The sequence below is a fragment of the Roseburia hominis A2-183 genome (assembly GCF_000225345.1).
Taxonomy (GTDB): Bacteria; Bacillota; Clostridia; order Lachnospirales; family Lachnospiraceae; genus Roseburia; species Roseburia hominis.
The window spans coordinates 2,984,219-2,998,472 of record NC_015977.1; the positions used below are offsets into that span (position 1 = coordinate 2,984,219).

Below are 14,254 nucleotides of genomic sequence, written 5' to 3' on the forward strand. Positions count from 1 at the left end.
AATAAATGCTAACGCACCCTTGACTATCCGTGTTCTTGCAGGTTGTCGGTAGACAAGCCAGAATAAGATATAGTCTGCCTATCTAAGCTACGGCGGAGAACGTGATTTTTCTTTCTTCATATCGTTACCGCCTTATGATTTTTTCATCTTACGGCGTTTGAAGAAGTATGTACCAGCTAAACCGCCAGCAGAAACAAACATCATAATCGCAAAGGCAAGGATATTTGTATTGTCGCCCGTTTTGGGACTGTCTGTTTTTGTTGGTGTATCTGGTGTGACTGGCTTCTCTGGTTCTTCTGGGGTAGGCGTTTCTGGTACTTCTTTAATAATAACCGTCTGTCCGTCGTCCTCAATGTCCTTATGTTCAGTAACTTTGATAGGTTTATCTGGATTACTTAAATCGTATAATTCCTCAAAAGTTACAAGTTGTTTACCGCCAAGAGTGGAAGCGTCAAAAGTAAACTCGATTTTCACTTCCATAGTTTCGCTGTCAGCCGTAAAGATGTAATCATTCTCAACACGTTTATCATTGATGATTAGCTCGGCATTTTCTTCTTTTAACATCTGCCAGCCCACAAGCTGATACTTCGTGCCGACTTCTAAGCCCTCTAACTTGACCGTATCAACGATAGTTACATCTTTTCCAGCTTCAATCTCTTTTTTGCCGTCTTTGTCCGTAGCCGTCGTATGAATTTTGATGATACGCTCTGTGATAAGCACCGTCTGTCTGTCGTCCTCAATGTCCTTGTGTTTGCGTACTGCTTCACATATTCAATAGATAACGCAACGTCGGCTATCTGGTCGGCACTCATACGTGAACTAGCGTCAGCTCTGGTCTTATATCGATTTTTAAAATCGGTGTTGATGTCAATACAATAAGCGTCCTCGCCCTCAACTTTCATGTGTCCCTCATTGAATGTAGAACCAATCGAAGCGTCATTCATTACTTTTTCAACGATACCGACACGCTCATCACTTTCCGTCCAATACTGTGTATCAGACGCATAAACTGCCGTACTCGGTAAAGCAGTAACGACAGTCGCAAAGGCAAGGAAGCCCGTACACAATCGTTTTAATATCTTTTTCATAATTCTAAATGCTCCTTTCATTTTGTTTTTGGGTAAAAAAATAGACGCTCAATTTTGAACGTCTTTTAACAAAAAAAGAATACCGTTTTATAGGTATTCTCTAATCTATATGTTATTCAATTTTATTGTAAAGATTGTAAAAAGTCGTTTGTTGCTGTTATGCGACTTTTAGCTGGTGTCCCAATGTTACATTACCATCTCTAAACGGATGGATCATATTAATCTCACCCAGATAATAGGCTAGTCTCTCGCTCATTTCTTCCTTATCGGTTATGTCAGCTAAGAAATTTTCCTTTTTCAGCTTACAATACAAATCATCAAACTGGCTTTCGATAAACTGCACCAAACAGAAAACGGTTCCTTTGGAAATATCAACCGTTCTCGTCTTGCCCGCCCAAGAATATACATCACTGAATAAATGCTTATGTATAGAGCAAAGATGCTTAAAAGAGAAATCCCCGGTAACGCCTTGACCTACAAGTTCTGCCTGACGTACTGCCGAATAGTCTCTTTCAGCCTCGTGCAATGTATCTAAATCTTTTATATCCAGTTTATTCTTTAATACATTTGTGCCCGGATAACAGTACTTAGCATCCTGTTCATCATCATAGAAATAATCATACTCTTGATCCTTCAACCTGCTTCTTGGATACTCTGTATTTCTTATTTAATTCTGAAATTGCATCTGCCGCAGAAACCTTCTTGACCAAGACATTTCTTACTCTTTGACGACATTCTGCATCAAATGGCATGCCTTCCATTTTGAAACTGGATTCAATACTGCTTACTCTTCTATCAACTGTCATACGCGTATCCTTTCTCCTTTCCCTTTCGCAGAAAGGTATTTGTTCTTCTATAGTATACCACAAAACGCTACATCTATACTAGAAATTTCCGTATTATGAAGAGCGAACGTATAACCTTCTCCGATATCATTATCATTTCATAGTTACCACTCATTACATTTTAGGTGCTTACCACTCAGACTTACCACTTTTCTTACCACTTTATACCACTGTGATACGATATTTTGCGATATTTTACGAGGTTTGCAAGCTAAGCACTAAACACCTTCCACCCCTTGTAAATCAAGCATTTCCGCCACTTTCAGCCGCTTACTTTTCATCACGAACGCTTAGCGTTCGTCTACCACCTGGAAGATAAAAAACTTCAGATAATAGCTCTCTGGCACATTCGCCGAATTTGCCCAGAGAATCGGATGATCCGGTGCCTGCGTTCTGAATTCTACCTGCCGGAGTCTCCTGTGCGTCGCCTTTGCTGCTTCTTTCACGGTCTTCTCCAAAAGCTCCTGTGTCATAAAGTGTGAACACGAACAGGTGGCAAGATAGCCGCCGTCCTTCACAAGCTTTAGGCCTTTCATGTTAATCTCACGGTAACCTTTAATTGCATTTTTCGTCGCCTGACGCGACTTCGTGAATGCCGGCGGATCAAGAATCACGACGTCGTACTGCTCGCCGCTCTGTGCCAGCTTCGGCAGTTCATCCAGCACATTGGCACAGCGGAACTGCACCGTGTCCTCCAGCCCGTTCCGACGCGCATTCTCCCGCGCCTGCTCCACCGCATACTCGGAAATATCAAGTCCCGTGACCTCTGCGGCGCCCGCAATTCCTGCATTTAAGGCAAACGTTCCCATGTGTGTAAAACAGTCCAGAACCTTTTTCCCCTTACAGATCCGCTGCATGGCAAGGCGGTTGTACTTCTGATCCAGGAAAAATCCGGTCTTCTGTCCGTTCACGATGTCCACCATATAATGAACGCCATTCTCCACAATCTCCACGTTCGTGTCGAACTCCCCGCCGATAAATCCCTTTACCTTCGGCAAGCCTTCCTTCGTGCGCTCGTTCGCATCGCTTCTCTCGTAAACGCCACGGATGCAGATGCCATCCTTCACCAGAGTCTCCTTTAAAAGTTCCACGATCGTCTCCTTGAACTGCTCCATTCCAAGCGCCAGGCACTCCACGACCAGCACGTCCTCATATTTATCTACAACCAGTCCCGGCAGGAAATCCGCCTCCCCGAAAATCACGCGGCAGGAGGAGGTGTCCACCGTCGTCTTGCGGTAATCCCATGCATTCTGCACACGCATCTGCAAAAATGCGCGGTCTATTTCCTGATCGATCTTTCTTGTCAGCATCCGGACCCGGATCTTGGAATTGACGTTGATAAAACCTCTTCCCATCGGATAACCGTCAAAATCGTGTACCAGCACCACTTCGCCGTTCTCAAATGTTCCGGTCACCGTGTCAATCTCATTGTCGAACACCCACATTCCTCCGGCTTTGATGGTTCTTCCCTCACCTTTTTTTAATGTAACAATCGCGCTCATAGGTTCCTCCTTTTTTATTCTGTCTTTTCCGGTCGGTTTACAATGTAAATTCCCATGCATACCAGCACCAGCGCAGCCACCGGCATCACACTTAAGCTGTCCGTCTCACCGAGCAGAACTGCGGACAGGATCACACCACACACCGGATTCATAAACCCGAAGACTGCAACATTTCCCGGGCTGCCACACGACGATCGTCTTCTGCATAAATTGTTCTTTTTGTCTCATTTATCTGTATACTCCGTTTCCATCTGTCTTCCGTCCGCCCTGCAGACATAACCACCGCTCATTTTAGCACAGAACCTTCCATCTTGCCACGACAATTTATTTTCCTGTTTGCCTGCCATCCCCCGCTGCGTTATACTTAGGATAGAAGTTATCACGCACGGGGCAGCGGCATATCACTGCCTCCCACAAAGGAGAAACTATGGCAACTATCAGTTTATGTATGATTGTAAAAAATGAGTCCGCAGTGCTGGCGCGCTGTCTGGACAGCATCGCCGATCTCATGGACGAGATCATCATTGTAGACACCGGCTCCACCGACAACACGAAAGAAATTGCCGCACAGTACACCTCGCGGATCTACGATTTCAAATGGACCAGCGACTTTTCCGCCGCGCGCAATTTTTCCTTTTCCAAAGCAACGATGGAATATATCTACACCGCCGACGCCGATGAAATTCTTGACGACGCAAACCGCGAGCGTTTTCTCCGTCTTAAAGATGCCCTTCTGCCTGAGATCGAGATTGTACAGATGAAGTATGTGACGCAGGGCACATTCGATACCGTTTTGAATGCAAAAAAGGAATACCGTCCAAAGCTGTTCCGCAGACTGCGCACGTTTACCTGGATCGATCCAATTCACGAGACCGTCCGCTTAACGCCGGTCACTTTTGACAGCGATGTGGAGATTCTGCACTGTCCGCAGTCCCTGCACAGCAAGCGCGACTTCTCCATCTTCATCAAAGCGTTTGAACACGACGGACAATTTTCCCCGAAAATCCGTACCATGTATGCCAAAGAACTTCTAAAGACTGGCGACAAAAAGGATTTTACCGATGCAAAACCGATCTTCCAGCTCATTTTCGACAATGACCCGGCAGATGACGCCCGAAAGGAAGCTGCATGCGTCCTCGCCCGGATTTACCGCATGGAGGATAACAAGAACGAATTTTTCAAGCTGACCATGAAGGACATGCTCACCACACCGTGCGCAGAAATCTGCTACGAACTGGGAACCTATTTTGTGGGACAGCGCGACTACGCGGAAGCGGTTCTCTGGTTCTACAATGCCGCCTATGAGACGGAAAGCATCCTGGACGTTCACACAAGCGGGGATCTTCCGCTGCTCGGTCTTGTCGAATGTTACGAGACGCTCCTCGCCGGGGAGGAAGCCAAAATTCCTTCCGACACAGCGCTTACCATCCAGTACGAAATGATGCTCGACAAATACCGGGAGGCTTCCAGAGACTGGCGGATGCCGGAGGAGACCTGATCTTACAAATCTCCGGAAATACGCTCCGGCAGGGCTTGTAAAATACGACATAAAGTGATAGGATGAAACTATGGTAAAATTTTAACAATCTTTTGTGTGGGAGGTATTTGAGATGGATTTTCGTGAAGAATACAAACAGAAGCTTGTCTCCGCAGATGAGGCGGTAAAGCTCATCAAATCCGGAGACTGGGTAGATTACGGCTGGTGCACCAACACCGTTGACGCACTGGATCAGGCTCTCGCAAAGCGCACCGACGAACTGACAGACGTCAAGCTGCGCGGCGGTATCCTGATGAAGCCGCTGGCTGTTTTTGCACGTGAGGATGCAGGTGAGCATTTCTGCTGGAACTCCTGGCATATGTCCGGTATCGAGCGCAAGATGATAAACAGAGGCGTGGCTTACTACTGTCCGATCCGCTACTCCGAGCTGCCGCGCTACTACCGCGAGCTTGACTGCCCGGATGACGTTGCCATGTTCCAGGTTGCTCCGATGGATGCGCACGGCTACTTTAACTTCGGTCCGAGTGCCTCACATCTGGGTGCAATGTGCGAGCGCGCAAAGCACATCATCGTAGAAGTCAATGAAAATATGCCACGCTGCCTCGGCGGTACCGAGTGTGGCATCCACATTTCCGATGTCACCTACATCGTGGAAGGCTCCAACCCGCCAATCGGTGAACTGGGTGCAGGCGGTCCTGCTACAGATGTGGATAAGGCTGTCGCAAAGCTGATCGTCGATGAGATTCCGAACGGTGCCTGCTTACAGCTCGGTATCGGCGGCATGCCAAACGCTGTCGGTTCCCTGATTGCAGAGTCCGACTTGAAGGATCTCGGCGTTCACACTGAGATGTACGTGGATGCATTTGTCGATATTGCAAAGGCAGGTAAGATCAACGGTTCCAAAAAGAATATCGACCGTTACCGCCAGACCTACGCTTTCGGCGCCGGCACCAAGAAAATGTACGATTATCTGGACGACAACCCGGAACTGATGAGCGCTCCGGTCGACTACACGAACGACATCCGCTCGATCTCCGCACTGGATAACTTTATTTCCATCAACAATGCCGTGGATATTGATCTCTATGGTCAGGTAAATGCAGAGTCTGCAGGCATCAAGCAGATCAGCGGCGCAGGCGGACAGCTTGACTTCGTGCTCGGAGCTTATCTGTCCAAGGGCGGCAAGAGCTTTATCTGCTTATCCTCTACCTTCAAGACCAAGGACGGTCAGGTGCAGTCCCGTATCCGCCCGACGCTGGCAAACGGTTCCATCGTTACCGACGCAAGACCGAATACACACTATGTTGTAACCGAATACGGCAAGGTGAACTTAAAGGGTCTGTCTACCTGGCAGAGAGCCGAGGCTCTGATCTCGATCGCGCATCCCGATTTCCGCGACGACCTCATCAAAGAGGCGGAGCAGATGCACATCTGGAGAAGAAGCAACCGCTAGTACCGGAGGACGACTGACGGACGGGACGTGGAATGTTGCATATAGTTTCACTATCTGAGGCCAGAAGAACAGCCATGTTCCAGATGAAAGCAGGCGTGGAGAATCCAATCGCCAAATACGGAATTTCTAAGCATGCCGCTTTTGACATCTTCGATGATCCATGTCTTTCCAAGTTTGGAACACTCCGCAGAAGGTGTTCGCAACCTGCAGACAATTTTAGGACTTTTGTGTGTGTCCCTTACGGGCACCGCTGAACAGAACATAACCGCGCGAAGCCGATGTTTGAATTGGCATCTGCCTTATTTTCAATAGCAGATGCCAACGAGTTTCGGTTCGCGCGGTTTTATATTGTCTGTGAAGCGGTGCCCTTAGGGACACCAGAAAGTCCGCCCATTGTCTGCGGTTTGCCGGACACCTCCTGTGGATTGTCCAAACGTGGCAAAGACACGGAATATAATGTCAAAAGCGGCATGCAAGAAATTCACGTATTTTGCTCCAACGATTCTCCACGCCTGCTTCCATTCTGGAACAGGATGATTCTTCCCCTTCAGATCCTGTCAATCCTGTTACCATTCCACTTCCCATCTGTCAGCCGTCCTCCGGCACTAACCGGTTGTCTACAGGGTTCCAGCCATCCGGTCGCGGATCTCTACCCCGGTCGGCGTCCCCGCAAGCCCTCCTTTTCCGGTCTCACGGATATCCTCATTCATGCTGCGCCCGATACTGCGCATCGCGTCAATCACTTCATCCGGCGGAATCTTACTGAAGATCCCCGCCATCGTCATATCTGCAGAAGTCATGGCATTCACGGCTCCCATGACATTGCGCTTCACACACGGAACTTCTACAAGTCCCGCCACCGGATCGCATGCCAGTCCAAGCAGATTCTTAAGCGCCAGCGCCGCTGCATTGGCAATCTCATCTGCACCGCCGCCCAGAAGATACGTCACACCACCTGCCGCCATCGCGGAAGCCGAACCAATCTCCGCCTGACAGCCGCCTGCCGCGCCTGCCAAAAACGCCCGGTTTGCAATCACGCCGCCGATTCCGGCTGCCACGTACAGGGCTTCCACCATACACTCCTCAGAAAAACCGCGCTCCTCCTGCACACTCAAAAACACTGCCGGTACCACACCGCAGGAGCCTGCGGTCGGTGCCGCCACGATCCGCTTCATGCAGGCATTGGACTCGCTGGTCTTCAGCGCTTTTTCCATCACTTTTCCGATAAAGTCTCCGCAGAGCAGCGTTCCCGCCTCCCGCGCCCGCTTCATCCTGGTTCCCTCTGTTCCGACCAGTCCACTTGCTGACTTTAACGTCTCATCGTAATGTGCATCTGCATACTGCATTGCCTGGTACATCCCGCGCATCTGTGCAAACGACTCCTCTGCGCTGATGCCCTGCTCCACGCAGTCATCCTCCTGCACAATTTTCCAAAAAGGCTTCCCGGTCTCTCTCTCCATCCGGCACAGTTCCTCCAATGATCGGTACATTGTCATCCTCCCTCTGTTTTTCTATCATCCAGACGGTTCACACCGCCTTCCCGTCACATACGCTGCATCTTTCTGCCCATCTGATGTATCTATGCTTCCAGCATGCTTAAGTAGGTAACCTTTAAAATTCCCTCCAGATGCTCCAGCCACTCGATTGCCTCTCCCGGCACCTCTCTGTCGCACTCGATGACCATGACCGCCCTGGTGCCCCGGCTCTCGCGGTAAAGCTGCATCGTAGCAATATTTACCGACTTGTGCGCCAGCATCGAAGTCACCTCAGCCACATGCCCTGGCTGGTCGATGTTGTGCACGATCAGGGTCGGATAATCCCCGCTGAAATTCGCTGTCAGCCCGTCCAGCTCGCAGATCCGGATCTGTCCGCCTCCTACCGACGCCGCAATGACTTCCAGCGTACGGCCGGATTTTCCGGTCAGATTCATCTTGACCGAGTTGGGATGTACATCTCCAAGATCAATCCCCTCCAGTGTAAAACTCATCCCAGACTCCTTTGCCATCGTAAAGCTCTCCGGGATTCTCGGATCATCCACCTGCATCCCGAGCAGTCCTGCCAGGATCGCCTTATCCGTACCGTGTCCCTTGCCCGTTGCCAGAAAAGAGCCATGAAAATATATTTTTGCGTCCGCAACCTCCTCCGCTAAAAGCTTTCTGCTGACTCTGCCGATCTTCACAGCTCCCGCTGTATGTGAACTTGACGGTCCTACCATCACAGGTCCTATGATGTCGAGTAAATTCATCCTTTTTCTATTCCTTCCTTTGCGCTTTTCGCGTAAAATAAGGGGTATATCCCCGATATACCCCCTTGTCTGCCAAATTCTTTCCTTATTATATAAGCATTGTACAAAAAAGACAACCTGTTTTTTTTCGGGAGAATATGATACACTGAATGAAATGCAACGAATCGGAGGAATCCCATGAAAACACAGAAGACTTCCACAGCAAATACACATATACACGCCGACGGCATCACTCATACGCACGTTGACGGCACCACTCATACACACACCGACGGCACCACTCACACGCATGCTGACGACACCGTTCATACTCATGCCAGCGGCTCCGTTCATACTCATGCCCACGGCTCCACTCACACACATCCGCATCACCACGAGAATACCAAGGCGGTCTTAAACCGCATGAACCGTGCGATCGGACATATGGAGGCCGTCCGCACGATGATCGAAGACGACAGGGACTGCAGCGAAGTGCTTGTTCAGATTGCGGCGGTGCGTTCCGCCATCAACAATATCGGTAAAATCATTTTAGAGGATCACATCAGCCACTGCCTGGTCGACGCCGTTGAAACCGGGGATGAGCAGGTCATCCGGGACTTAAATGACGCGATCGACAAGTTTGTAAAGTGATACATTTTTCATTTGGACATAGTTTGTTCATTTTTTATTCATATTTTATAGAAATCCAGGAAATCTTAAACCTTTTTTATTCATCTTCCCGATTGATTTTTGATGCAATTAGCGCTATATTCTCTTAGTATCGAAATTTAGCTTTACTTCCTTTTTACAGGAGTTTTACACTGGAGAATCGGCAGCCCGGCTGCCCACATATATTGCACGCGTGAGCGTATCGGTGTTTCACACCGCCTACAGTCATTTTGGGAGGGTTCTATGAAAAAATTATTTAACATTCTAAAAGAAAAGCTTGCACCGCTTTCCAGTAAGCTTCAATCTCTGAAGAGCATTCTTCCGCAGAAGAAGCCACACAGTGAAAAATACTATAAACGGATTGCTTTCCTTAATAAGTATTCTCTTATTTTCCACTTTTTATTAGCCTGTCTGTTAATTCTTGCCGTGGAGACGATTTCCAGACGGGACTTTGTGAGCGCTATAACTTTCATCAGCAATCACACGCTTGCATTCTTATATAATGCGCTGATTATCTTTGCATCTCTATCCCTTGTCTATCTGACAAAATATCGTACACAGATGCGTATCTTAATCAGCGGTTTGTGGATTTTCCTTGGAACCGTCAACGGTCTGATTCTGTCAAACCGTGTCACACCGTTCAGCTACACAGACTTAAAATGTCTGCCGGATCTGTTCGCAATGCAGAACACCAACTATTTTACAGCGGAGGAAGCAACCATGGTCGTGTCCGTTGTGGTTGCCTTCTTTGTCATTCTTGGTCTTCTCTTTGCAAAGGGACCCCGTTATCAGGGAAAACGCCATACCGTGCTTGGTCCGGTCTCCATTGCCGCTCTGATTTTAATCGGTCTTCCGATTACCACACAGGCAGCACAGAGTTCCAACATTCTTGCTTCCTATTTTGCAAATATTGCGCAGGGCTACTCTGATTACGGTTTTGTGTACGGTTTTTCCACCAGTGTTGTCGGAAGAGGCATGGATAAACCGGAGGATTATTCCGAGGAAACCGTTGATGCGATCAACACCCTTGTTGATTCCGCCAGCAGCCCGACCACTGTTTCCACAGGCAGCGAGCCAAATGTTATCTGTGTTTTACTGGAGTCCTTCTGTGATCCTTACGAAGTAAACTTTTTAAATATGTCCGAAGATCCGATTCCGAATTTCCACAACCTTGAGGCAAACTATTCCACCGGTTACCTTACCGTACCGGTCGTGGGTGCAGGTACCGCCAATACGGAGTTCGAGGTTCTGACCGGAATGAGCATGCAGTATTTCGGTACCGGTGAGTATCCTTACAAGACGATCTTAAAACAGACGGACTGCGAAAGTATTGCCGATGATCTCTCCCAGATCGGTTATGGTACGCATGTCGTACATAACAATACCGCTACTTTCTACAGCCGCAACAATGCTTTTTCCATGATGGGATTCGATACCTTTACCAGCAAGGAGTGCATGAACATCTCCCAGTACACGCCGAATGGCAACTGGCCGACTGATGATGTGCTGGTACAGGAGACTGTAAAAGCTATGAACGCGACGGAAAACCAGTCCGATTTCGTATATACCATTACCGTGGAAGGTCACGGCGATTACCCGACCGAGAAGATTCTGGAAAATCCGGATATTCTTGTTTCCGGCGCCGCAGATGAGGCTTCCAACAACCAGTGGGAATATTATGTCAACATGATTCATGAAGTGGATGACTTCATCGGAGATCTGATCACAGCGGTTGACCGCCGCGGAGAGGACACCATCATCGTGTTCTTCGGCGATCATCTTCCAACGATGGGACTCACCGATGCGGATATGAAGTCCGGTGATATTTTCAAGACCAAGTACATCACCTGGAACAACATGGGGCTTGCAAAAAAAGATGCTGATCTGACCGCTTACCAGCTTCTCGCTCACATTACCGATCAGGCAGGTATTCATGAGGGAACCATGTTCCGTTATCATCAGACACAGACCGCTTCCGAGACCTATCTTTCCGGTCTGGAGGATCTGCAGTACGATCTGCTGTACGGCAAACGCTACACCTACGGCGGAGAGGACCGCTACCCTGCATCCGACCTTGTGATGGATGTGGAGGACGTTACCGTCTCCTCTGTCCGCAAGAATACAAGCAACAATACCTTGACGGTGTACGGTGCGAACTTTACCAAGAATACGAAGATTTTTGTAAACGGCAATAAGGTTCCTACCACGTTCCTGACATCGAACCTGATTACGACCAGCCTGGACAATGTGCAGAACGGCGATACCATTACCGTGAATATCCTCGGTTCCAAGAGCCTACTGCTCCGTGCCGGTACCGGCGAGGTTATCTACGAAGATCCGGATATTGTTCCGGAGACAGAAGATCCGACCGAGATTCCGGAGACGTCCGCTACCGAGATGAAGAACACAGAAACAGAAAACTCTGAAATGAAAAGCTCTGAGACCGAAAGTTCCGAGATGAAGAACACAGAAACAGAAAGCTCTGAGACAGGCAGCTCCGAAACGACCTCCAAAGCCGACAGCTCAGCCGTCACTTCCGAAGCTGCATCAGATTCCAACAACTAGATGCTAAAAGGAACTGCCGTAATAAGCATACCGTACTTTACTTTGATAAGTAATATTACAGGAAGCGCATGATGCAGATTTCGGGTGGAACTGCATATGAAACATTCGTTGGAGAAAAATGTGTGTATTTCTTCCAGCCGGATGACTGCATCTGATTCCGTGTCTCTTCCACGTTTGGACTCTCTCGGAGTGTGTCCGACAAGCCACAGACAATGAGCGGACTTTCTAGTGTCCCTAATGGCACCGCTTCACAGACAATATAAAACCGCGCGAACCGAAACTCGTTGGCATCTGCTATTGAAAATAGGGCAGATGCCAATTTAGACATCGGCTTCGCGCGGTTATGTTTTGTTCATTGGTGCCATAAGGGACACACAAAAGTCCTAAAATTGTCTGTTGGCTTGCGGACACAGTCCGTAGAGTGCTCCAAACTTGGAAAGACACGGATCATCGCAGATGCAGTCACCGGCTGGTTAGAAATGCCGCATTTTTTGAACAGAATGTTCCATAGGCATTCCACCAGAAATCGCAGGGGCATGCTTCTCATAATATTACTTATCACTCCAAAGAGGACTCTGCTTATTGCGGCAATTCCTTTACATCCGCAATCTTCTTCGTTTTATTTTACATAGGCATGATCAACCTTAATCTTCGGGTAGTAATTATCCCCCAGGCATTCCGTGACTCTTCCGCAGATCGCCGCAACCAGTTCCTCATCGCTCATCTTGAACTGGAACGGCACCAGCACATCGAAGATCAGGTTGGAATGGGTCGGACCGCTGACTACCCTAAAATCATGGATCGTAATCACATCATCTATTCCCTTTGTGATCGATACGACAGCGGCTTTCAGTTCACTGACGTGCTCATCGGAGGTCACAATCGGGTCCATATGTATCGTCGCCTCACACCCCAGCTTCTCCCGCAGTTCATTCTCCACGTTGTCAATCACATCATGTACTTCCAGAATATCGCCGTCTGCCGGCACTTCCGCATGCAGCGTCACCATCTTGCGCCCCGGACCGTAATCGTGCACGATCAGATCATGGATCCCGCAGATCTCCGGATGCGACATGACAATCCGGTCGATCTGCATGACAAAATCCTCTGCCGGCGGCTGTCCCAACAGCGGATTGAGTGTCTCCTTCGCCGCGCTGATCCCCGCATACAGGATGAATACACCAACCAGCACACCGCACCATCCGTCGATGTGAAGTCCTGTAAAATGTCCGATCAGTGTTGCCGCAAGAACTGCCGTTGTCGCGCAGGTATCACTCAGGCTGTCGATCGCTGTTGCCTGCATTGCCGCGGAATCAAGCTTTTTCCCGATCATGTGATTGTAAAAATACATATACAGCTTCACCAGAATCGACAACACCAGAATCACAACAATCAGTCCGGAGAACTCTGTCTCCTCCGGATGTACGATTTTGCCCACCGAATCCCGGATCAATTCATATGCCATCAGAAGAATCGCTGCTGCCACCACCAGCCCCGAGATATACTCAATCCTGCCATGTCCGAACGGATGCTCCGGGTCCGGCTTTGTGCCTGCCAGCTTGAAGCCCGCCAGCGTCACGATCGAAGATCCCGCATCCGACAGGTTGTTGACCGCATCTGCCGTGATGGCAATGGAATGGCTGATGGTACCCGCAAGAAATTTTCCCGCAAAGAGCAGTACATTGAACAGAATACCTACCACACCGCACAGCACACCATATTCTTCACGAATCTTCGCCTGATCGTTCTTCTCCTGAATGAATATCTTCGCCAATAATGTAACCATAAAACTACCCCCTCGATCGCTTCTCCCCTACTCAAGCTTTCCAATATCATGCACCGGCCAGTAGATCACTGCCGCCTTGCCCAGAATCTTATCCTCTCTCACATACGGATTCGTCCAGTATCGTGCGTCCCACGAATCATTCCGATTATCCCCCAGCATCAGATAAGAGTCTTCCGGCACCTCAAAATGATAATTCCCCGTCGCCACCGTCCAGTCCTCTTTGAGATAATCCTCGTCCAGCGGCGTATCCGCTCCGTCAATATAAATGTATCCGTCCCGGATATCCACGGTCTCGCCCGGAAGCCCGATCACACGCTTCACATACAGTTCTTCCTCGTTGTCCGGATAACGGAAAATGACAATATCACCGCGCTCCGGCGACTTGCTCCGGTATGCCAGACGGTTTCCGATCAGACGATCCCCCGGCATGATGGTGTTCTCCATCGACCCGGTCGGCACATCGGCATTGATGATAATATAATTTTTCAAAAACATCGCAACGGCAAGCGCGATTACAAACGGTATCACCCAGCTTAAAATCTCACGGATGACCGCTTGTGCTGTCCCCTTTTCTCTTTTCTCTTCCTTTGGTTGATTCTGTTTTGGCATCTTTTTCCCTCTGTC

The 14,254-nt window shown here is 48.8% G+C and carries 12 protein-coding genes and 2 pseudogenes; 4 read left to right on the forward strand and 10 right to left on the reverse strand.

Translation table 11 applies throughout. The annotated features are described in order from the left end of the window. Positions 1-132: 132 nt before the first annotated feature. From RHOM_RS17110 to RHOM_RS17605, 6 genes and pseudogenes are all read right to left on the reverse strand, one after another. Positions 133-759, reverse strand: a pseudogene (locus tag RHOM_RS17110) (VaFE repeat-containing surface-anchored protein); the annotation flags it as partial. After that, positions 756-1,088: pseudogene (locus RHOM_RS18390) on the reverse strand (hypothetical protein); the annotation flags it as partial. The pseudogenes RHOM_RS17110 and RHOM_RS18390, both read right to left, overlap by 4 nt. Positions 1,089-1,245: 157 nt before the next feature. Next, the gene (locus tag RHOM_RS13380; RefSeq protein ID WP_014080832.1) at positions 1,246-1,725 is read right to left on the reverse strand and encodes a Fic/DOC family protein; all 480 of its coding nucleotides are present in this window, start codon (positions 1,723-1,725) and stop codon (positions 1,246-1,248) included. Further along, a complete protein-coding gene (locus RHOM_RS13385) occupies positions 1,706-1,894 on the reverse strand; it encodes a hypothetical protein (protein WP_014080833.1) in 189 nt (62 codons plus the stop codon). The genes RHOM_RS13380 and RHOM_RS13385 overlap by 20 nt, the downstream gene beginning before the upstream one ends. Positions 1,895-2,223: 329 nt before the next feature. Then, on the reverse strand, positions 2,224-3,435 hold the full coding sequence (locus RHOM_RS13390) for a class I SAM-dependent rRNA methyltransferase (protein WP_014080834.1): 1,212 nt from the start codon (positions 3,433-3,435) through the stop codon (positions 2,224-2,226). A gap of 14 nt (positions 3,436-3,449) precedes the next feature. Beyond that, complete coding sequence (locus RHOM_RS17605) at positions 3,450-3,587, reverse strand: hypothetical protein (protein WP_014080835.1); 138 nt, start codon at positions 3,585-3,587, stop codon at positions 3,450-3,452. Between the two features lie 275 nt (positions 3,588-3,862). On the opposite strand from RHOM_RS17605, the gene RHOM_RS13395 reads away from it, so the two are divergent. Together RHOM_RS13395 and RHOM_RS13400 are read left to right on the forward strand one after the other, a co-directional pair. Continuing rightward, complete coding sequence (locus RHOM_RS13395; protein WP_014080836.1) at positions 3,863-4,933, forward strand: glycosyltransferase family 2 protein; 1,071 nt, start codon at positions 3,863-3,865, stop codon at positions 4,931-4,933. A 112-nt stretch (positions 4,934-5,045) separates the two neighbouring features. After that, positions 5,046-6,386 carry a butyryl-CoA:acetate CoA-transferase gene (locus tag RHOM_RS13400; RefSeq protein ID WP_014080837.1) on the forward strand — a complete coding sequence of 447 codons (1,341 nt, stop codon included), beginning with the start codon at positions 5,046-5,048 and terminating at the stop codon, positions 6,384-6,386. A 617-nt stretch (positions 6,387-7,003) separates the two neighbouring features. On the opposite strand, the gene sdaAA is transcribed toward RHOM_RS13400, so the two are convergent. Together sdaAA and sdaAB are read right to left on the reverse strand one after the other, a co-directional pair. After that, positions 7,004-7,876 carry an L-serine ammonia-lyase, iron-sulfur-dependent, subunit alpha gene (gene sdaAA / locus RHOM_RS13405; RefSeq protein ID WP_014080838.1) on the reverse strand — a complete coding sequence of 291 codons (873 nt, stop codon included), beginning with the start codon at positions 7,874-7,876 and terminating at the stop codon, positions 7,004-7,006. Between the two features lie 89 nt (positions 7,877-7,965). Then, complete coding sequence (gene sdaAB, locus RHOM_RS13410) at positions 7,966-8,631, reverse strand: L-serine ammonia-lyase, iron-sulfur-dependent subunit beta (protein ID WP_014080839.1); 666 nt, start codon at positions 8,629-8,631, stop codon at positions 7,966-7,968. Positions 8,632-8,859: 228 nt separating this feature from the next. Between sdaAB and RHOM_RS13420 the strand changes: the two genes are divergently transcribed. Then, a complete protein-coding gene (locus tag RHOM_RS13420) occupies positions 8,860-9,261 on the forward strand; it encodes a metal-sensing transcriptional repressor (protein ID WP_044025055.1) in 402 nt (133 codons plus the stop codon). Between the two features lie 261 nt (positions 9,262-9,522). Continuing rightward, positions 9,523-11,844 carry a sulfatase-like hydrolase/transferase gene (locus tag RHOM_RS13425; protein ID WP_014080842.1) on the forward strand — a complete coding sequence of 774 codons (2,322 nt, stop codon included), beginning with the start codon at positions 9,523-9,525 and terminating at the stop codon, positions 11,842-11,844. Between the two features lie 619 nt (positions 11,845-12,463). Here RHOM_RS13425 and RHOM_RS13430 read toward each other — a convergent pair. Further along, positions 12,464-13,630 carry a cation diffusion facilitator family transporter gene (locus tag RHOM_RS13430; RefSeq protein ID WP_014080843.1) on the reverse strand — a complete coding sequence of 389 codons (1,167 nt, stop codon included), beginning with the start codon at positions 13,628-13,630 and terminating at the stop codon, positions 12,464-12,466. Positions 13,631-13,657: 27 nt separating this feature from the next. Next, entirely contained in the window at positions 13,658-14,239 is a 582-nt protein-coding gene (gene lepB, locus RHOM_RS13435; RefSeq protein ID WP_014080844.1) for a signal peptidase I, read from the reverse strand. Positions 14,240-14,254: the final 15 nt, after the last annotated feature.

Bases quoted from the DNA above. Each gene is read 5' to 3' on its own strand.
- RHOM_RS13385 (WP_014080833.1), bottom strand. From the start codon at position 1,894: ATGACAGTTGATAGAAGAGTAAGCAGTATTGAATCCAGTTTCAAAATG.
- RHOM_RS13390 (WP_014080834.1), bottom strand. From the start codon at position 3,435: ATGAGCGCGATTGTTACATTAAAAAAAGGTGAGGGAAGAACCATCAAA.
- RHOM_RS17605 (WP_014080835.1), bottom strand. From the start codon at position 3,587: ATGAATCCGGTGTGTGGTGTGATCCTGTCCGCAGTTCTGCTCGGTGAG.
- RHOM_RS13395 (WP_014080836.1), top strand. From the start codon at position 3,863: ATGGCAACTATCAGTTTATGTATGATTGTAAAAAATGAGTCCGCAGTG.
- RHOM_RS13400 (WP_014080837.1), top strand. From the start codon at position 5,046: ATGGATTTTCGTGAAGAATACAAACAGAAGCTTGTCTCCGCAGATGAG.
- sdaAA (WP_014080838.1), bottom strand. From the start codon at position 7,876: ATGTACCGATCATTGGAGGAACTGTGCCGGATGGAGAGAGAGACCGGG.
- sdaAB (WP_014080839.1), bottom strand. From the start codon at position 8,631: ATGAATTTACTCGACATCATAGGACCTGTGATGGTAGGACCGTCAAGT.
- RHOM_RS13425 (WP_014080842.1), top strand. From the start codon at position 9,523: ATGAAAAAATTATTTAACATTCTAAAAGAAAAGCTTGCACCGCTTTCC.
- RHOM_RS13430 (WP_014080843.1), bottom strand. From the start codon at position 13,630: ATGGTTACATTATTGGCGAAGATATTCATTCAGGAGAAGAACGATCAG.
- lepB (WP_014080844.1), bottom strand. From the start codon at position 14,239: ATGCCAAAACAGAATCAACCAAAGGAAGAGAAAAGAGAAAAGGGGACA.